Origin of the sequence: Hymenobacter bucti (assembly GCF_042681145.1) — a bacterium.
In the GTDB taxonomy this organism is placed as follows: domain Bacteria; phylum Bacteroidota; class Bacteroidia; order Cytophagales; family Hymenobacteraceae; genus Hymenobacter; species Hymenobacter bucti.
This window is the reverse complement of sequence record NZ_JBHUFD010000018.1, coordinates 78,186-97,110: the sequence shown is the minus strand read 5'-3', so window position 1 is coordinate 97,110 and position 18,925 is coordinate 78,186. Positions and strand designations below refer to the sequence as shown.

Below are 18,925 nucleotides of genomic sequence, written 5' to 3'. Positions count from 1 at the left end.
AAAGCTTGATTAGACAGCAGTTTTTCTACTGACTTCTACCACTACTAACCAGCCGTCATTGGCAAACTCACGGAGTATCCGAGCACTTTCCATCTGATTTTCTTACCTTCTACAACTACAATTTGTACTATTTTCTACCGATTAATTCATGAAAGTACTTCATCGTTCGCTACTTGGCTTATCGCTGCTGACTGGTGGTACGGCGGCGGCGCAGGGGCCGGCTACGGCGCTGCGCCCCGCCCAAACCATCGCGCTGGGTCCGCACGCCACAGTGGGCGGCACCGTGGCGCTGCCCAACCACAATACGGTGTTGCTACTTACCAGTTCGGAGTCGTCTGATGTGGTGGCGCAGTGCCTCGCCCCCGATGGCCACACGCTCTGGACAACGCCCCTCACCCGCTTTGGGCACACCGCGCACCGGGCGGGACCCCTGCTCGACAACTGGCAGCTAGGTAAGAGCCCCGAAGTGCGGGCCGCCAGGCAGTTGCAGCAGGAAATAGCCGCTGCCGAGCTCTACACACTCAAGGTGTTTACGGACGGTAATGAAGTAATACTGGCCGAGCACATTTCGGAGGAAGCAAGCAAGAGCTTGGTAAAAGCCGGGGCCGCCAGCCTCCCAGGATGCCAGATGCACGTGCAGCGCCTCGACGAGCAGGGTGCTCTTACCAAGCACTTGTTTAATGCGGGGCCCACGGCAGCGGCTAAGCAAACGGAGTCGCTGCGGCTGGCTAGCTACGCCGATGCGAATGGGTACGTGGAAGTAGTGCGTGAAACGAATCCGCGGGAGGAGAACGTGGCTTTCTACACGCTGCACTATGATTTAAAAACCAATGCTATTCGCCGCGAACCGCTGGCGCTGCCCACTACCCCCGCGCACGCGGGTAGCCTAGGCCCCTTCAGGCACTGGTACCAGGAGTGGGCCTACCTGGGCCACCGCCCCAACCAAACGTATTTCTGCCGCCGCACCCTGGTCGCCGACGCCCAGCAGAAGCCCGGCAAGCAGCCCGTTACGTACCAAGTATACCTGGCCGACGACCAGGGCCAGACCGCGCCCGGCGGCTTCAGCACTACGCTGGACCTAGGCAAGGGTACGGCACCGGTGTACTCGGGGGCTATGCCCAGCTATGGCGAGCTGGACCATATTCCGCGCTACTACACGCAGCAAGGCGCCAGCGGCTCGGTTACCTCCGACGAATGGGACACGTCGACGGGAGGCCTAGGGTCGTTTTACCTCGACCGCAGCACGGGCGACGTGCTTGTTTTTGGTGAGTACGGCAAAGGCGACTTACCGGCAGTAAATTCCCATCCCGAGTTACAGGGCTTTTTTGAGCAGCGCTACGCGGCCGATGGGCGGCTCGTGGCGCAGCTCCAGGCGCCGTACAGCGACGCCATGCGGGCCCGGCAGAAAAATGGCAGCTTCCAGGGTCACCCCGACCGCCAGCTGCGCTTTTTCTTCGACCCGCTCACGGGCCAGAGCCAGTACAGCTTTTCGACGCTGCCCCCGCACGGCCCCGGCGAGCACCTTAGCTTGTTTATGGACCGCGACCTGAAGATGCAGCGCTACGAGTACTCGCCGGCCAAAGCCAAAGGCGAGCAGGTGTTCACCACCATCCAGTTTGCGGAGCCTTTCTGCGTGTACAACGCCGACGGCAACACGGCTAACTTGCGCACCTACGCACACGCCGCCAAAGACGATTTGCCCGTGTACACCGCCCTCGAAAACCTGCGCCAAGCGGCCGGCCCTAACCTTCCCGACCATAAATTTTATCTTAGCGCTAGCAGCCCTGGCACCGGCCTCGTGCTAGAGCAGCCCCTAGGTATCGGCGGAGCGCTCAAGGTGTACACGTTCGAAGCCGAGTTACTATCTAAGAACTGATACTCACGAAAAAGCACTGGCCCAGCAGCCAGTGCTTTTTTATGGCTAGCGCAAGCAGTTAGCTTAGCTCCTCAGCTGCTTTGCTACTTTACCCACGCCGTCACCGCGCTCCGGCTTTAGCCAGCACCTACCGCGTGCACCGGGCAATGAGCGCGGCCACCACCGCTACCACTAGCAACGAACCTAGGCGCAGCGCCAGAAATACCCAGGCGGGTAGTTCGGGGCCTTTCGAGTTTTTGAGCATGGCGAGTTGTACGCTACTCGCCTATTTAAGGCACTTTAGAATAGGGGATTTGGGAAGCAAAAAGCGGGAAACAACTTGTAAAAAAGCACTGGCTACTTAGATTTCAGCTTTGAAAAACAGGTCTATTTATTCTGTCCTACTCTGAAAACCAATTGTTCAACTGCACTGGCAGCTAGCGGCAGCCTGCTTCGGCTTCCCGAGCCTATATTTTTTTAATTTACTCCTTATATCACGTTATCCTTTATGAAATCATTTTACCTTGGATGGGCTACGCTGCTGCTGGCAGGCCCGGCGCTGGCCCAGTCGGCTGGCCCACCTAAGCCTGCGCAATCCATCACCCTCGACGACCACGCTACCGTGGGTGGCGTGGTTACTTTACCCAACCAAAACACGGTGCTGCTGCTCACCAACTCGGCCAAAACCGATGTGGTAGCGCAGTGCTTGGCGCCCGATGGCCACACGGTCTGGAAAACGCCCCTCACCCGCTATCAGTATTCTCTCTTCAACTCTGGCCACCTGCTTGATAATCGCCAAATTGCCCTTGGGCAGCCGGCCCGTGACCGCAAGCAGCTGGCCAAGGAGATGACGGCCGCCAGCCTCTGGCCCGTGAACGTGTTTACGGACGGCAATGAGCTAGTGCTGGCGGAGGTATTGGGGGCCGATGCCGCCAAAGAATCGGTCAAAAGCGGCTCGACTAAGCTCGCAACTGACCAGGTTTTTGTGCAGCGCCTCGATGCGCAGGGCCACCTTACCCAGCACCTGTTTGAGCCACCGGCCGCCCCGGAGTCGCGTAAAGTGGAAGTGCGCACGCTCGGCCGCTACGCCGACGCGGCCGGCTACGTGGAGGTCGTGCGGGAGCTAAACACCCGCGAGGAAACCACCACTTTCTACCTTCAGCATTACGACTTGGCTACCCGTGCGCTGCGCCGCGAGCCAGTAGTGCTGCCCCCCACTCCCAAGCAGCCAAACAATATGTTTTTGCGGCACTGGTACCAGGACTGGGCTTTCCTGGGCCATCGGCCGGGCCAGACATATTTCAGCCGCCGCACGCTGGAAGGCGGCCCTAAGGCCAAGCCCGGCGACTTGCCCACAAACTTTCAGGTGTTTGTGGTGGATGACCACGGGGCCGCGGCAGCGAGTGGGTTCCACACCACGCTGGAGCTCACCACCGGCACCCACCCCGCTTATTCGGGCCGGGTGCCTGGCCTGGGCGGGGCCAACCATATTCCGTATTACTTCAACATGTCCCAGGGTAAGAATTACATCCGTATGGACGAGTATGAGGTCAGCAGTGGCGGCGTGGGCGGGCTATACCTCGACCACGCTACCGGCGACGTGCTAGTGTACGGCGAGTACGCGCTGGGCGAGGTGCTTATGGACGGCAGCAGTACCAAGTTGGATGGTGTATTTATGCGCCGCTACGCGGCCGACGGCCGCGTGCTGGCCAGTGCACAGCTGCCCTACACCCCCGAGATGCGCAACTATGGCAGCTCAAGCATCTTCCGAGGCGGCCTTTACCGGTACGTCCGCTTTCACGCCGACCCGCTGACCGGCCAGTACCAGTTTGTGATTACCAACGTGCCGCCGCGCCATACCGATGATGGCTATATTCCCCACTATGGCCAGCAGCAAACGTATACTTTCTACTTTGACCAGGCTTTGAAATTACAGCGCTACGACCACCCCGATAGCAAGCGCAAAGACGAGCCAGTGTACACGTCTATTCACTTCGCGCACCCCACCTATGTTACCAGCAATTTCAGCGCGGCCCACAATGTGCGCACCTACGAGCGCGCTGGTCCGGCTGACCTACCCGTGTACGTGGCCCTTGAAAAGCTACTTCAGGCAGCTCCCGGCGATGCCGAACAGCACTATTTTTACCTGAGCCCTACCGGTTTGGGCAAGGCCTTGGTGGTAGAAAGACCATTAGGCATAGGCGGAAAGCTGAACGTCTACACGTTCTAAATACGGTATCTGAACTTACGCAAAGCGCCTGCTGGGCGTCACTAAAGTGGCGTTCAGCAGGCGCTTTTATATCGTACCTAAACCTAGCCATCTACTGCCATCCGATTCGGCTTAGCCAGCCTTGGCCGGTATGATGGGCCAGCTACCCCACGCCCTCGCCAAAGAGCGCGAAGTCGTACTTCACCGGGTCTAGGGGGTCGAGCAGGCGCAGGTTGGCCGTCAGTTCTTCGGCGGCTTGCCAATCTACTTTTTCGCGCTTGAGCAGACCTAGGAGGCGAGCCTGGCGCTCGACGTGCACGTCGATGGGGCAGATGAGCTCGGCGGGCGAAATGCGCTGCCAGAGACCAAAATCGACGCCCTTATCGTCGCGGCGCACCAGCCAGCGCAGGTACATATTGAGGCGCTTGCAGGCCGAGCCGCGGGCGGGCGTAGCCACGTGCTTGCGGGTGCGGGCCGGGGCGTCGGGCAGGCTGAAGAACAGGTTGTGGAAATTTACCAGCCGCTCGCGCATGGTGGCGCCGTGCAAAAAGGCGTCCTCCAGCGAACTGTTCCCTTCGTAAAACCAGCGCAGCCAGTGCACGAAATACAGCAGGTCGGTATCGCAGAAGGTGCGGTGGCAGAATTTGAGCAGCTTTTTCAAATCCTCGTCCTCGTGCTGAGTGATGAACTGGTAAGGCGCATTGTCCATACGCTGCATTAGCTCGGCGGTTTTTTTGAGGATAGTGGGGCGCTGGCCCCAGGCGAGCAGCGCGGCAAACAGGCCGCTGATTTCGATATCCTGCAACTGGCTAAACCGGTGCGGGATGCTGATGGGGTCTTTGGCAATAAAGGCGTGTTGGTTGTACTGGTCGGCCCGCGCATCGAGGAGGGCGCGGAGTTCTGCTAGTTTAATTACGTCCATAAAATGCGTTTGTCATTGCGAGCGCAGCGAAGCCATCGCACCCGAACAGCGGCGCTGAACAGGTGGCGATGGCTTCGCTGCGCTCGCAATGACAAACAAGGCTAAAGCGTAGAATAAGTCCCTACGGCACGTAGCTGGTTTCGACCCGGAACTTCGAGTCGCTGGTGCCCAGCTTCTGCACGGCGCGGGGCGAGAGGCGCACCAGAATATTGTTGTTTTCGCCGGTGTCGGGCAGCGGGCCGATAACGCGCACGTACACCGACTGGCCGTTCATCTGGTTTTTGACCTGCATGATGGTGCCCACGACCGCCGTTTTGTGCAGGGCCAGGTATTTATCGGTGCCGCTGTTGGCGATGGCGGCGGCCATGCCGCTCTCCGTCACGCGGCTTACTACCTCGCTGGCGCGGGTGGGGGCGCGGGTTTCGGGCGCTTCGGCGTCGGGCTCCTTGGTCGTGGTGATAGTCGCAATCTGGGCCGGCGCGTTAGGGTTTACCCTAGGCGCGGGTGCCGCGGCCTCGGTGGGAGTGGGCCGAGCGGGCGGGGTGGCGGCAGCTACCGGCGCGGCCCCGGTCTCGGCGGCGCGCAGCAGCAGTTCCTGGCCCACGCGCACCGAGCCACCCGCGGGCAGGCGGTTGAGCAGCATCAGCTCGGCGGGCGAGAGGTTGTAGCGGCGCGCGATGCCAAACAGCGTTTCGCCCTTGGCCACGGTGTAGCGGGCGGGCGCGGTGGTAGCGGCAGCAGCGGGCGCACCTACGGGCGCCTTTGTGGGCGTGGGCGTGGCCGCGGTGGGCCGGGCGCCGCCAGCACTGGGCCGCGGCACGAGCACTACCTCCCCAATGGCGAGGCCGTTTTTGAGCTGCGGGTTGGCGCCGGTAATCTGGTCGACGCTGACGCGGTAGCGGCGGGCCAGGGCAAACAAGGTTTCGCCCTGCGCCACGCGGTGGCGCACCAGGCGCTGGCCGCCCCGAAATTCTTGCCCTATCGAGTCGGCGGGCGCCGGGTGGGCGGCGGGCACCACGGGGCCGTGCAGCGAACTAATAATCAACAAAGAAGCAAACAAACTCATGCGCGGAAGCGAGCTAAATAATACCTATCCCCGTTTAAAACGGGCCCTGGCGCAACGCCAGCAGCCAACAAAGTAAATAGCTAACGGCCGGGCGGCCGTAGTTTCGGAGCAGAAAGCGGCGAGCAGGCCTTGATTTCTAACGCCAAGCTGCGCGCTTATCGTCTGTTTCACCTTCCCAACCCTTTTTTCTTTCGCATGTCTCTGGCTATCGGCATCATCCCGGCCCGCTACGCTTCGACCCGCTTGCCCGGCAAGCCGCTCATCGAGCTAGGTGGCCAAACCATGATTCAGCGCGTGGTGGGCCAGGCTCGGCTGGCGGGCCTGGCCCGCGTGGTAGTGGCCACCGACGATGCGCGCATCCTGCACCACGTGCACGAGTTTGGGGGCGAGGCCGTGCTCACGCGGCCCGACCACCCCAGCGGCACCGACCGTGTGTGGGAGGCGTTTGAGCAGCTGGGTAGCCCCGCCGAGGTGAGCTGCATCGTGAACATCCAGGGCGACGAGCCCTTCATTCACCCCGCCCAAATTCAGGCGCTGGTCACGCTCTTCGACCAGCCCGCGCCGCCCGACATTGCCACGCTCATCAAGCCCGTCATCACCGACGAAGAATTATTCAGCCCGCACCTGCCCAAAGTTGTGACCGACCGGCGCGGGCGGGCGCTGTACTTCAGCCGCCACCCCCTGCCCTACCAGCGCCAGCAGCCCGAGGGCGAGTGGCTGCTGCACCACCCCTACCACCGCCACCTAGGCCTCTACGCCTACCGCCCCGATGTGCTGCGCCAGCTCACGCAGCTGCCGCCCTCGCCCCTCGAAGTGGCCGAAAGCCTGGAGCAGTTGCGCTGGCTCGAAAACGGCTTCGTCATTCAAACCGCCGTGACCGAGCTCGAAGCCTTCGGCATCGACACGCCCGAAGACGTGCGCCGGGCGCTGCTGCGGCTGGCCTAGGCGGCGGGGCGGGCGCCTTGCTTGGGGCGCGCTACTACGGTCTGCTCATCGCCGCTTTGCCGGCGCTCGTCCTGCATTTCTTTCGATAGAAAGAAGTTGAGCGCGGTGCGGATGACGGCGATGGCGCCGAGCTTGCCAAGCTGCTCCCAGCTCGGGGCGATGGCCGTGGACAGGATATCGGCCCCGAGCTGAAACTCCAGGGCCAAGGCCAGGTAGCGCGCCAGCGTGAGGCGAATGGCCGTAAAATCGGCCGTGCGGTGCTTCGCCAGTTCCTTCACCAGCAGTAGCCCCGCCGTGATGATACCTAGGGCAATAATGGCCGCGCCCACCAGCTCGGCCCCTAGCTTGAGCCACTGCACGGCGGCTACCACACTGGCTTCGGTGCGGGCAAATAAGGTGATGGGAGTTTCGGGAAGGGCTTGCATAACCTAGGCAAGGGGGGTGAAGCGCCGCACCAAATAAGCCGACGCGTGCTGCACGGCCAGCAGCACGAGCACCAGCCCCACGGCCAGCCCAAACAGCAGCAGGCTGCCCTCGCCCGTGCCCGCCCGGAAGGCAAAATTTAGCGCCGTAGCCACGGCCGGCGGGTGCATGGTATTGGTCGCTATCATCACGGCAATGACGCTCAGCAGCGCCAGCGCCGCGCTCAGGTAGCCCGGCCCCAGCCACGCGTGAAACCCGAAACCCAGCCCGGCGCCCGCTAGCTGGCTGACGACCAGCGTACGGGCGCTATTGGCCGGGTGGCTGGGGTCAAGGTAAATCAAAAAGCAGCTCGACGCCAGCGACGCGAACAGCAGCTGTTGATTGCTGAGCAGCTTGAGCAGCCACAGCAACCCCAGCACCGTGACGGTAGGCAAGATGGCCAACAGAATTTCGCGCCGCCAGCCCAAACGCGGGCGGCCTAGGGGCGCGGCCGGGGTGGCGGCGGTAGAGGAGGTAGGAGGCATGGGTAAAGACGCAGGCTGGCGCTTAGCTCCCATACGACCAACCCGCTACCTAGGTAGGAAAATCATAAAGCATCCGCTAATTGGCTTGTAAGCTGACCCGCAAAAAAGAGGCGTGCGGGAAGACCTAGGTCCTCCCGCACGCCTCTTTTTTTAGTGGCAATGGTAATCTACCCCTCGGCGCGCAGCACCGCCAGCGGCGGCTGGCTCAGCACCGAGCGGCTATTGAGACCGCCGATGAGCGCCGTGAGGCCCGCCACTAGCGCCACCAGCGCCGGCAGCCACAGCAGGCTGCTGCTGACAAAAGGTGTTTCGAAGACCCAGAAGGCCAGCGCCCACGCCGCCAGCGCCGCCAGCAGCACGCCTGCCAGCGCGGCCAGCGTACCCAGCAAGGCGTATTCGAGCACCGTGATGCGTAGAATCTGGCTGCGGCTGGCGCCTAGGGTGCGCAGCAGCACGCTTTCGCGGGTGCGCTGGTAGCGGCTGATGAGCACTGAGCTGGCCAGCACCAGCAAGCCGGTGAGAATACTGAAGCCCGCCATAAAGCGAATGACGAACGAGATTTTGCTCAGAATCTCGTCCACCGTTTGCAGAATCAGCCCCAGGTCGATGGCCGACACATTGGGGAAGTCGCGCACCAGTGCGCGCTGCGCGGCGGCGAGTTGCTGGTTATCCTTCACCCGCGTGAGGATGACGTGGAACTGCGGCGCGGGCTCGAGCACGCCGGTGGGGAACACGACCAGGAAATTGGTTTGCACGCGGGCCCAATCGACCTCTCGGGTGCCGCCCACCACGGCGCTGAGCGGCGCGCCCTGCACGTTGAAAGTCAACGTATCGCCGAGCTTGAGCTTAACGCGCTTGAAGTAGTCACCATCGACCGACACGCGGGGCAGGCCGCCGGCCACGCCGGGCTGGGGTGGCGTGCCAGCGGTCAGCTTCTCGCTGGCGCTGAGCGTATCGCGGTACGTGACGCGGTACTCGCGGGTGAGGGCGAAGCGCGGGATGCCGTTGGCGGTGTCTTTGCGCAGCTCGCCCACCGTGCGGCGGTTGATGGAGGCGAGCCGCATCGTCACGATGGGCACGCGCTGCATGATGGGAATGCCTTGGTTGAGGAGCAGCTGCTCGACGCCTTTTTCCTGCTCGGTCTGGATGTCGAACAGCACCAGATTGGGCTGCTGGCCGCTGGCCGAGAGCTGCACCCGGCTCAGCAGCAGCGCTTGGGTGAGGAAAAGCGTAGCCAGCAAAAACGTGCCCAGCCCCAGCGAGATGATGAGCGTAACCGTCTGGTTCTGGGGCCGAAATAAATTGGCCAAGCCCTGGCGCGCCACATAGCTCCAGCCCACCGGAAAATAGCGGCGCAGCAAGTAGCGCAGTCCCAGGCCCAGCCCGGCCAGCGCCCCTAGGGCCACCAGCAGCCCGGCCGCGAACCCTAGGGCCTGCTTCCAGTCGCGGGTTTGGGCGTAAGCGAAGGCCACGATGAAGAGCAACACCACGCCCAGCACCAGCCCGCGCAACGGGTCGGGCGCGGTCGTGTCCTCATCGAACGAGGCGCGCAGCACCCGCAGCGGCGACACCCGCCGGATGCTCAGCAGCGGCAGTAGCGCGAAGAGCACCGCCATCGCCAGGCCCGTTATTAGCCCGATGGCCACGGCGCTCGGCGACACCGCCACGCTCACGGCCACTGGCAAAAAGCTGCCCAGCACCTTGGGCAGCACCAGCTGCACCACGGCCCCTAGGGCCGCGCCAATGATGGCGCCCAGCAATCCCAGCCCCGACGTTTGGATAAGATAGATGAGCAGCGCCTGCCGGCCGCTCGCGCCCAGGCAGCGCAGCACGGCCACCGAGGCCAGCTTTTCCTGCACGTAGAGGTTCACGGCGCTGGCCACGCCCACGCAGCCCAGTAGCAGCGCCACGAAGGCCACTAGGCTCAGGAAGCGCGTGAGGTCGCGGAAGGCGCGGCCGGTTTGCTGCTGGCGGCTGGCCACGGTATCGGAGTCAATATTGCTAGCCTCTAGCTTGGCCTCAAGCGGCTTGATGGTAGCCGCCACGTCGGTGCCAGCCGCAAACTGGTAATAGGTGCGATACTGCACCCGGCTGCCAGGCTTAATAAGATTGGTCTTGGCCAGCAGGCTTTTAGGAATGAAAACCTTAGGCGCCACGGCCGCGCTGAAGCCCGTTTGGCCCGGCGTGCTCATCACCCGGCCCACGATGGGCAGCGTCAGCGTGCCGACCTTGACGGAGTCGCCCACGCGGGCGTTGAACTGCGCCAGCAGCACGTCATCGACCAGCGCGCCCGCGCTTTGGCCAGCCTTGAACTGCGCGGCGGCGGCGGCGGGCTGGGTCTCCCAATCGCCATAGTAGGGAAAACCCGGACCTAGGGCCCGCACCTGCGCCAGCCGCACGCCCTGCGTGCGCGGAAACGAGACCAGCGACGCAAACGAAGCCTCATCGCTGCGCGTGCGGCCCAGCTTGGCCAGGGTCGGCGCCAGCTTGGCGTCGAAGGGCTGGCTGGAAGACAGGACCAAATCGGCTCCTAAGAGCTCGCGCGCCTGCTCGCGAATGCTGCGCGCCAGATTGTCGCCGAAGGAATTGATGCCCACCAGCGCCGCAATGCCCAGCACAATGCTCGACATAAACAGCGCCAGCCGCGAACGGCTGCGGCGCGAGTCGCGCCACGCCATTGTTATTAACCACTTGAAATCCATATCGTTTTTACTGGCTGTTCACTAGCTTTTGCTGGCGCGAGTTAAGCCGTTTTGCCAACCGTTTCTTCCACCACGCGGCCGCCTTTCATGCGCATGGTGCGCTGGGTTTTGGCGGCCAGCTCCAGGTCGTGCGTCACGAGCACGAGCGTGGTACCGGCTTCTTTATTCAGGTCAAACAAGAGGCCTTGCACGGTTTCGCCGGTGTCGGGGTCGAGGTTGCCGGTGGGCTCGTCGGCGAAGAGGATGGCCGGGCGATTGGCAAAGGCGCGGGCCAGGCTCACGCGCTGCTGCTCGCCGCCCGAGAGCTGGGCCGGATAGTGGTGGCCGCGCTCGCCGAGGCCCACGCGCTCGAGCAGCGCCTGGGCGGTGCGAGCCACGTTGCGCTCGCCGCGCAGTTCCAGGGGCACCTGCACGTTTTCGAGGGCCGTGAGGGTGGGCAGGAGCTGAAAATTCTGAAAAATGAAGCCCACGTGCTGGTTGCGCACCGCTGCTCGTTGGTCTTCGCCCAGGCTATCGAGCTTGATGCCTTGCAAGGTCACGCTGCCGCTGCTGGCGCGGTCGAGGCCGGCGCAGAGGCCTAGCAAAGTGGTTTTGCCGCTGCCCGAGGGGCCCACGATGGCAAACGTATCGGCCGGCTGGAGGCTAAAGCTGACTTCGTGCAGCACCGTGAGCTGGCGGCCGGCGCTGGTGTAGGTTTTGGTGAGGTTTTCGACTTGGAGGCTGGTCATCTAACTAAAAAGAAACACGCTCGTCATGCAGAGCGTAGCGAAGTATCTCGCGTGGTGCAGTAAATTCTTATGTAAACAACGGTGCGAGCGAGATGCTTCGCTACGCGCTGCATGACAGCCTAGGCGTTGTGCACGAGGAAAAAGCGTTTCGGGAAGAAAAACGTCTCCCCGCTGGTTATAGGCTACGTAGGACGCGCAACCGCGGCCTATACTTTCGCCGTTTTCGCCTTTTGCTCTATGAAATACCTCTCAAGTAGCGCCCTTCTGCTGGCTCTGCTGGCCGCCGGCTGTCAGTCCGACGCCCCCGCCACCACTGCGGCCGCACCCGCCGCTACTACGGCGGCGGCCGAAGCGCCGGCCGCCAAGTCGCAGCAAACTATTTTGTTCTTTGGCGATAGCATCACGGCCGGCCTGGGCGTGGACCCCGACGAGGCCTACCCGGCGCTCATCGGCAACCGGGTCGATTCGCTGCACCTGCCCTACACCGTCGTCAACGCGGGCCTCAGCGGCGAGACCACCGCCGGCGGCCGCTCGCGCCTGCACTGGGTGCTGAGCCGCCAGCCTGTGCACGTGTTTGTGCTGGAGCTGGGCGGCAACGATGGCCTGCGCGGCCTGCCCCTCGCCGACACCCGCCAGAACCTGCAAGCCATCATCGACACCGTGCGCCGGCAGTCGCCCCAGACCAAAATTGTGCTGGCCGGCATGCAGATTCCGCCCAATATGGGCCCCGCCTACGCCGCCGAGTTCAAGCAGCTCTACGCCGATATTGCCACCAAAAACAAGCTTACGCTCATCCCGTTCCTGCTCGAAAACGTGGGCGGCATCGCCCGGCTCAACCAGGCCGACGGCATTCACCCCACGCCCGAAGGCCACCGCCTGGTAGCCCGCACCGTGTGGCGCACCGTGCAGCCGCTGCTGTAATAGCGCTACTATTGCGGCATGGAAGTCCCAGTTATCGAAACGGCGCGGCTGCGGCTGCGCGGCCACTACCCCGGCGACCTAGCCGCCTCCGTGGCCATGTGGCAGGAGCCCGCCTTTTACCAGCACCTCACCGGCCACCCGCTGCCCGAAGAAGAAATCTGGACCAAAATGCTGCGCCACATGGGCGTGTGGCACATCTGCGGCTACGGTTTCTGGGCCGTGGAGGAAAAGGCGACGGGCCATTACATTGGGGCGGTGGGCTTTGGCGAGTGGCAGCGCGATATCACGCCCTCGCTCAAAGGCTTTCCCGAAGTGGGCTGGGTGCTGGCGGCGCACACGCACGGCCGGGGCTACGCAGCAGAAGCCGCGCAGGCCGCCCTGGCCTGGGGCGATGCCCACCTGCCCGTAGCGCGCACGGTGTGCCTGGTTGATATCGGCAACCTAGCCTCGCTGCGCCTGGCGGCCAAGGTTGGCTATCAGGAAATCGACCGCGTGTTTTACAAAGGCATACCGGTGGTGCTGCTCGAGCGGTTTGCGGACAGGCCGTAACGTGGGCTTTTAGTCCGCAAGCCCCTAGGTGTGGGCGGGCTAAAAGTCCGCGCTACGGCTCTCTAAATCACCCGTATCCCGTTCACATTTACCTCATCGCGCAGCAAGTCCAGGCTGCGATAAGCTACGGGCCGGCCTTCGGCCGTGCTAAGCGCCGGTAGCTCGCCCACTAGCGCAATGTCGAGGATGAGCTGCGTGAGCTTGCGCTCGCCTAGGTACACGGCCACGGGGCGGGCGTGGTGTTGGGTTGCGTAGGCCGCCAGGGCTTGGTCTATCTCATGCAATACGGCACTCATAAGGAGGTGAGCCTAAGAGGTAAGGAGCAGGAAAAATAAGCGCCGCGCCGCCTTGTTACAACTCCCGCACCCTGGGGCGCGGCCCAACCGCCGCCCCACCCCGACCTTTGCGCTTACCTATGACTACTACTGCTGCTACTGCCGGCGCCGCTCGGCCCATCGGTATTTTCGACTCCGGCATCGGGGGGCTCACGGTGGCCCGCGCCGTGGCCCAGCGCCTGCCCCACGAGCGGCTGGTGTACTTCGGCGACACGGCCCACCTGCCCTACGGCGAGAAAAGCACCGCCGCCATCCAGGCCTACTCCATCAAAATCTGCGATGTGCTGCTGCGCCAGCACTGCAAGCTTATCCTCATTGCCTGCAACTCGGCCAGTGCCGCCGCCTACGAGCTGGTGCGCGAGTATGTGGGCTCTAAAGCCGTGGTGGTGGGTATGATAGACCCCGTGGTGCAGCACGTGGGCCAGCACTATGCCGGCCGGCCGGTGGGCCTCATCGGCACCAAGCAAACGGTGGGCTCCAACATCTACCGCAAAAAAATCGACCAGCTCGACCTAGGCGTAGACCTGCACGCGCTGGCCACGCCGCTGCTGGTGCCCATGATTGAGGAGGGCTTTTTCAACGGCCGGGTGTCGGAGGAAATCATCCGGGCCTACCTCGACCACCCTACCCTGCACGGCATCGACGCGCTACTGCTGGCCTGCACGCACTTCCCGCTCATCAAGCCCCAAATGGAGGCCCACTACCAGGGCCGCGTGGCCGTGCTCGACCCCTCCGATGTAGTAGCCGCCACCGTGGCCGAGGCCCTGGCCACCCGCCAGCTACTGGCGCCGCCCACTGAAACTGCCCCCGCGCACCACTTCTACGTCAGCGACTTCACGCGCTCGTTTGAGGAGAGTACGAGAATATTTTTTGGCCAGGAAGTACAGTTAGAGCACTACCCGCTCTGGGAGTAATTATCCAACTTAAGCTCGGCCTTTGCGCCACCCTAGCTGCTCGGCTAGGGTGGCTTTTTTGTGCCCCTAGGTCAGCTCAAAGGCCAAACACATTGGTAAATAGTCTTATAGCCTACCGTAAGGTTGTACTTGTTTTAATACAATTCAATTTTTGCCCCAGCCGCTATGAATAGGTGAACACACATTGTAAAATGACTATCAGCTACTTACATAACTAGCATTCTACTAAATTCTGATATAGCTTTGACAGGTAGTATGGCCCTATTACAAATCATTCCATAATTCTTACCAACGTCACGTTACGCTCTCCTCTTTCAGATTCCCTTTTTCATCCTTTATGAACACAAGCTTTACGCTTACCAACCTGGCTACCACTTCGCGCCGCCTGCTGCGCACCCTGCTTCTGCTCCTACTGCCGCTGCTCGGCTGGGGCCAGACGTTCATGGGTACCTATTCGTTTTCTAGCGTTGCGGGGGGCAGCTCCGGCACCACTGACCCTACCCCGGTACCAACGGCCACAGGCGTCACCTTCGGGTCGTTTTCGGCAGTTGGCACGCCAGCTAATCCGAACGCGGATAATCGCTTCAGCTTTACCAGCTGGCCAGTTGGTGCTACCGATGGCAGCGATGCGTTCTCGAGTACGGGCGCGCTTAATCCAGGCAAGTATTATTCGGTTACGCTGACCCCACAGCCCGGCTTCGTCCTCTCGCTGAGCACTATCACCTTCACGCTGCAACGAACGGGCACCGGCATTCGGCAGTATGCGGTGCGGTCGAGCACCGACAACTACGCCAACAATCTGCCGGCTTCTATCACGGCCAATTCGAACCTGAGCGTAGTAGCAGGCAATACTTTTCAGGTAGTAGATGCGGCCAGCGTAGCTGGTACCGCTCAAACTGGCAGCACCATTACCCTAGGGGGCACCGGCCACACCAACGTGAGCGACGCCGTCACGTTCCGTTTCTACGGTTTCAACGCCGAAACCGCGGCCGGTACGTTCAGCATCGACGATGTCAGAATCACGGGCGCCACTACGGCTACCAACGCACCCACTATCAGTGGCTTTACCCCCGCCGCCGGGCCAGTGGGCACCAGCGTCACCGTTACGGGTACCTACTTCACGGCCAGCACTACGGTGGCTTTCAACGGCGTGGCCGCCACCAGCGTGGCGGTCACCAATGCTACTACGCTCACGGCCACCGTGCCAAGCGGCGCTACTACCGGCGCCATCAGCGTGGGCACCTCGGGCGGCACGGCCACCTCGGCCACGGCCTATACCGTTACGGTTCCGACTATTACGGTGAGCCCCAGCTCCCTCACGGGCTTTGTGGCCGCAACGGGCGCTTCGTCCGCCGCGCAGACTTATCAGGTTAGCGGCAGCGCGCTCAATGGCACCAACCTCGTTGTTACGCCTTCCAGCGCCAGCTTCGAAGTATCGCTCGATGGCAGCAGCTACGCCAACTCCGCGAGCATTGCCCTAGGTGGCAGCTCCACGCTGGCGGCTACTACCGTCTACGTGCGGCTGGCGAGCACCGCGGCTACCGGGTCACCGAGCGGCACCATTGCCAACACCAACGGCGCAGTAACCACCCCCGTGGCCGTGAGCGGCACCGTGGTGGCCGCCACCGTTGCCAGGCGCTGGACGGGCGCGGCGGGCACCACTTCGTGGTTCGACGCCACCAACTGGGAGGGCAACACATTGCCTGGCGCCAGCGACGACGTGGTACTCGACCACCGCTACGTACCAGCTAAGTACACCGTCTCGCTCAGTAGCGGCGCCTCGGTAGCGCAGTCGGCCGCTACTGTTCGTTCGCTGCGCATCCGGCCGTTTGCGGGCGATTCCATCCTGTTCGTTATTCCTACCAGCAATACTATTTCGTTTATCGCTGCTAATAGCGTCAATCCTGCTTCGGGCGCACTCGCGCTCTCGCTAACGCGCACCGCGGCGGGCGATACCGCCCTTTCTATCGCCACAAAAGGCGCCTTCATTAATCGGTCGGGGGCAACTACTGGGGATGTCTTCGACCCGGCAGGCAGCAATCCTACGGTGTTCTTATTGACTGGCGGCAGCTTTTACCACCGCACGGCACGCAGCAGCGGCGGGCTGGTAGAGAACCTTTCCGGCGCCGCCGGCACCGAAAGCGGCAATTTCTTTTACCGCATTCCAGGCTCCAGCACCACCATCAGCGGCTCGGGGCGCGCCTACGGCAACTTGATTTTTCAGCGGGGCGGCGCCAGCTCCTACGTCACCAGCGGCACGGCCACGCTCACTATCAACGGCAGCTTGATTATTGAAAGCGGAGTCGCTTTCTCAGTCACTATCAATGGCGCGGTCCTGTTAAAAGGCAATCTTATTAATGCAGGCAATTTCCGGCTTGAGAATGCCTCTGCGGGTACCACCGGCCGCCGGCTGGTGCTGCAAGGCAGCGCCCCCCAAGTACTCTCGGGCACCGCCCTGGGCGACCCTACTGCTGGCGGGCTCTCGTACCTAGGTCCCGATGCGCAGCTGGAAATCAACAATACAGCGGGCGTAACCCTGCAAACGCCCGTCACGCTGAGCAACCAACTGATACTCACCAACGGCTTGCTTACCACCACGGCCAGCAATATTCTTACGCTCGCCCCAGCAGCAACCATAACCGGAGGCTCAGGCAGCAGCTTCATCAACGGCCCCGTGGCCCGGCCGATAGCGGCCGTAGCCAACGCGGCGGGCGTGTATACTTCCTACACCTTTCCCGTGGGCAAAGGCGCTTCGTACCGTCCCATTACCTTGAATATCAACACGCAAACCAGCACTACCACCTACCGCGCCGAGCAATTAGAGGGCGACCCCGGCCAGAACGTTATGGGTAGCGACCTGACGCGCGTTAGCAAATTTCGCTGGTACACCCTCACCCCGCTCAACGGCGGCGTAGTGACGCAGCCCAGCGGCTTTGCTGGCACCGTTACCCTATCAGTGGGCGCCAGCGATGGTGTCACCGACCCGACCGCGGCCACCCTAGTAGTGGGCAAACGCACCGATGCGACCCAGCCGTGGACCAACATTGGGCGTAGCGCCGTGGCTAGCACGGCAACTGGCAGCACGCTTACCTCGGCAGTCTTCACCAGCTTCTCTGATTTTGTATTAGCCAGCACCAGCGATAATTCTATTGCCAACCCGCTGCCCGTCACACTCGTTAGCTTCGGCGTGGTTCGCCAGGCCAGTGGCCAGGTTCAGGTAGCCTGGGCTACGGCCTCGGAGCAGCGCAGTGCCTACTTTGAAGTGCAGCGTAGCCTGGATGGCCAGGTATTCGCTACCCTCGAAAAAGTAGCGGCCAACGGCACTACTACCCAAGCTCACCACTACGCCAGCCTCGACAAAACCGCCCCGGCCGGCCAGCTCTATTATCGCCTGCGCCAGCTCGATACCGATGGCACCGCCACCTACTCGCCGGTAGCATCCGTGAGCCCTTCCGAAACGGCGCTCACGCTCTACCCCAATCCCGCCCTCAGCCAGCTCACGGTAGTCGGGGCCGCCGGCCAGGAAGTGCGCGTGTTCGACCTGGCTGGTCGGCTGCACCTCACTACTAAATTGCCCGCTTCGGGCCAATTGTCAGTAGCAGCCTTACCGCCCGGCACCTATCTGCTGCGGATATCGCAGGCCGGGCAGGCCCACACTATGCGCTTTACAAAGGACTGACGCACCACCAATCTTACGCAAAGCGGCCCTAGGTACAGTATACCTAGGGCCGCTTTGCGTAAGGACAAATTCTACTTATTTAGACCGAGAAGCTCTCGCCGCACCCGCACGAGCGCGAGGCGTTCGGGTTGTGAAACTGAAAGCCCTTCCCATTCAAACCATCCGAGAAATCTAGCTCAGTGCCGGCCAGGTAAAGGAAGCTTTTCATATCGACCACCACGCGCACGCCTTTATCTTCAAATTCCTGGTCCATGGGCCGCATTTCGTTGTCAAAATCCAGCTTGTAGCTCAGGCCTGAGCAGCCACCACCGGCCACCGAAGCCCGCAGGCGATAGCTGGCATCAAGCTGAGAATCGTGAATCAGGTGCTCAATTTTATCTTTGGCTTTATCCGAAACAGTTATCATATAGCTAGTTGGCTGAAGTTAGTAGGAAAGGGCCGCCGCCGCACCTAGTAACGAGGCGGGCAGCATGAGAATAACAAAGATAACGCTAAGAAGGATTCTAAATAGCGCAAAAAAGTAAAAGCCGCTGCCCATCGGGCAGCGGCTTTTGGAGCTCGTTCAAACGGAGTAGCGCTTAGGTTGTCACTACATGTGCAGCAACAGAGTGGCGCTCCGTTTTCCGAAACCTAGTGGTGCGACTTCTCCAGCTCCAGAGCCGGTAGGCCGTTCTTCACGCGGTAGTCGTTGATGGCCATTTTGATAGCATCTTCGGCCAGTACCGAGCAGTGTATTTTCACAGGCGGCAAGGCCAGCTCTTCCACGATTTCCATGTTGTCGATGGCCAGAGCCTCGTCAACCGTTTTGCCTTTCAGCCACTCCGTAGCCAGGCTCGACGAGGCGATGGCCGAACCGCAGCCGAAGGTCTTGAACTTGGCATCAGTGATAGTATTAGTGGCTTCGTCCACCTCAATTTGCAGGCGCATTACGTCGCCGCACTCGGGGGCGCCGACCAGGCCGGTGCCTACCGTTTTCTTGCTTTTGTCCAGCGTGCCCACGTTGCGGGGGTTGCTGTAATGGTCGATTACCTTATCGGAGTAAGCCATGGGGTTTCAGTTATCAGTTAATAGTTATCAATTATCAAGCTATAGTCGGTAACCAGTTAGCGATTATCAGATTAACATCAGCTTTAAACTACTGACTGATAACTGC

Annotated in this window: 16 protein-coding genes; 7 read left to right on the top strand and 9 right to left on the bottom strand. The window is 61.8% G+C overall.

The genetic code is table 11. From position 1 onward, the window contains the following. The first annotated feature begins 148 nt into the window (after positions 1 to 148). Positions 149 to 1,876 (top strand): hypothetical protein, encoded by a 1,728-nt coding sequence (locus tag ACFSDX_RS19550; protein WP_382316625.1) that lies wholly within the window; start codon positions 149 to 151, stop codon positions 1,874 to 1,876. A 487-nt stretch (positions 1,877 to 2,363) separates the two neighbouring features. Beyond that, a complete protein-coding gene (locus ACFSDX_RS19545) occupies positions 2,364 to 4,085 on the top strand; it encodes a hypothetical protein (protein ID WP_382316623.1) in 1,722 nt (573 codons plus the stop codon). A 142-nt stretch (positions 4,086 to 4,227) separates the two neighbouring features. Here ACFSDX_RS19545 and ACFSDX_RS19540 read toward each other — a convergent pair whose 3' ends face one another. Together ACFSDX_RS19540 and ACFSDX_RS19535 are read right to left on the bottom strand one after the other, a co-directional pair. After that, positions 4,228 to 4,986: a TIGR02757 family protein gene (locus ACFSDX_RS19540; RefSeq protein ID WP_382316621.1), complete on the bottom strand. Its 759-nt coding sequence runs from the start codon at positions 4,984 to 4,986 to the stop codon at positions 4,228 to 4,230. Positions 4,987 to 5,107: 121 nt separating this feature from the next. Continuing rightward, positions 5,108 to 6,034: a LysM peptidoglycan-binding domain-containing protein gene (locus ACFSDX_RS19535; protein WP_382316619.1), complete on the bottom strand. Its 927-nt coding sequence runs from the start codon at positions 6,032 to 6,034 to the stop codon at positions 5,108 to 5,110. A 213-nt stretch (positions 6,035 to 6,247) separates the two neighbouring features. Here ACFSDX_RS19535 and kdsB point away from each other — a divergent pair, with 213 nt between their 5' ends. Then, positions 6,248 to 6,997: a 3-deoxy-manno-octulosonate cytidylyltransferase gene (gene kdsB, locus ACFSDX_RS19530; RefSeq protein WP_382316617.1), complete on the top strand. Its 750-nt coding sequence runs from the start codon at positions 6,248 to 6,250 to the stop codon at positions 6,995 to 6,997. On the opposite strand, the gene ACFSDX_RS19525 is transcribed toward kdsB, so the two are convergent. The 4 genes from ACFSDX_RS19525 to ACFSDX_RS19510 form a co-directional block, all read right to left on the bottom strand. Continuing rightward, positions 6,994 to 7,422, bottom strand: a complete 429-nt coding sequence (locus ACFSDX_RS19525; protein ID WP_382316615.1) for a DUF1622 domain-containing protein — start codon at positions 7,420 to 7,422, stop codon at positions 6,994 to 6,996. The two genes, kdsB and ACFSDX_RS19525, sit on opposite strands and share 4 nt — an antisense overlap. A 3-nt stretch (positions 7,423 to 7,425) precedes the next feature. Then, positions 7,426 to 7,944: an HPP family protein gene (locus tag ACFSDX_RS19520; RefSeq protein WP_382316614.1), complete on the bottom strand. Its 519-nt coding sequence runs from the start codon at positions 7,942 to 7,944 to the stop codon at positions 7,426 to 7,428. A 167-nt stretch (positions 7,945 to 8,111) separates the two neighbouring features. Beyond that, complete coding sequence (locus tag ACFSDX_RS19515; protein WP_382316612.1) at positions 8,112 to 10,646, bottom strand: ABC transporter permease; 2,535 nt, start codon at positions 10,644 to 10,646, stop codon at positions 8,112 to 8,114. Between the two features lie 41 nt (positions 10,647 to 10,687). Beyond that, positions 10,688 to 11,374 (bottom strand): ABC transporter ATP-binding protein, encoded by a 687-nt coding sequence (locus ACFSDX_RS19510; RefSeq protein ID WP_382316610.1) that lies wholly within the window; start codon positions 11,372 to 11,374, stop codon positions 10,688 to 10,690. A gap of 237 nt (positions 11,375 to 11,611) precedes the next feature. On the opposite strand from ACFSDX_RS19510, the gene ACFSDX_RS19505 reads away from it, so the two are divergent. Both ACFSDX_RS19505 and ACFSDX_RS19500 read left to right on the top strand, forming a co-directional pair. Continuing rightward, positions 11,612 to 12,295, top strand: coding sequence for an arylesterase (locus ACFSDX_RS19505; RefSeq protein ID WP_382316608.1), 684 nt, complete (start codon positions 11,612 to 11,614; stop codon positions 12,293 to 12,295). A gap of 18 nt (positions 12,296 to 12,313) precedes the next feature. Next, positions 12,314 to 12,844, top strand: coding sequence for a GNAT family N-acetyltransferase (locus ACFSDX_RS19500; protein ID WP_382316606.1), 531 nt, complete (start codon positions 12,314 to 12,316; stop codon positions 12,842 to 12,844). 62 nt (positions 12,845 to 12,906) lie between these two features. Here ACFSDX_RS19500 and ACFSDX_RS19495 read toward each other — a convergent pair whose 3' ends face one another. Further along, positions 12,907 to 13,140, bottom strand: coding sequence for a hypothetical protein (locus ACFSDX_RS19495; RefSeq protein WP_382316605.1), 234 nt, complete (start codon positions 13,138 to 13,140; stop codon positions 12,907 to 12,909). Between the two features lie 119 nt (positions 13,141 to 13,259). Here ACFSDX_RS19495 and murI point away from each other — a divergent pair, with 119 nt between their 5' ends. Both murI and ACFSDX_RS19485 read left to right on the top strand, forming a co-directional pair. Then, the gene (gene murI, locus ACFSDX_RS19490; protein ID WP_382316604.1) at positions 13,260 to 14,093 is read left to right on the top strand and encodes a glutamate racemase; all 834 of its coding nucleotides are present in this window, start codon (positions 13,260 to 13,262) and stop codon (positions 14,091 to 14,093) included. 337 nt (positions 14,094 to 14,430) lie between these two features. After that, on the top strand, positions 14,431 to 17,772 hold the full coding sequence (locus tag ACFSDX_RS19485) for a T9SS type A sorting domain-containing protein (protein ID WP_382316602.1): 3,342 nt from the start codon (positions 14,431 to 14,433) through the stop codon (positions 17,770 to 17,772). 79 nt (positions 17,773 to 17,851) lie between these two features. Here the strand turns inward: ACFSDX_RS19485 and ACFSDX_RS19480 are convergent, their stop codons facing one another. Continuing rightward, a complete protein-coding gene (locus ACFSDX_RS19480) occupies positions 17,852 to 18,178 on the bottom strand; it encodes a HesB/IscA family protein (protein ID WP_382316600.1) in 327 nt (108 codons plus the stop codon). Positions 18,179 to 18,402: 224 nt separating this feature from the next. Next, positions 18,403 to 18,819, bottom strand: a complete 417-nt coding sequence (gene iscU, locus ACFSDX_RS19475; protein WP_157565727.1) for a Fe-S cluster assembly scaffold IscU — start codon at positions 18,817 to 18,819, stop codon at positions 18,403 to 18,405. Positions 18,820 to 18,925 lie beyond the last annotated feature (106 nt).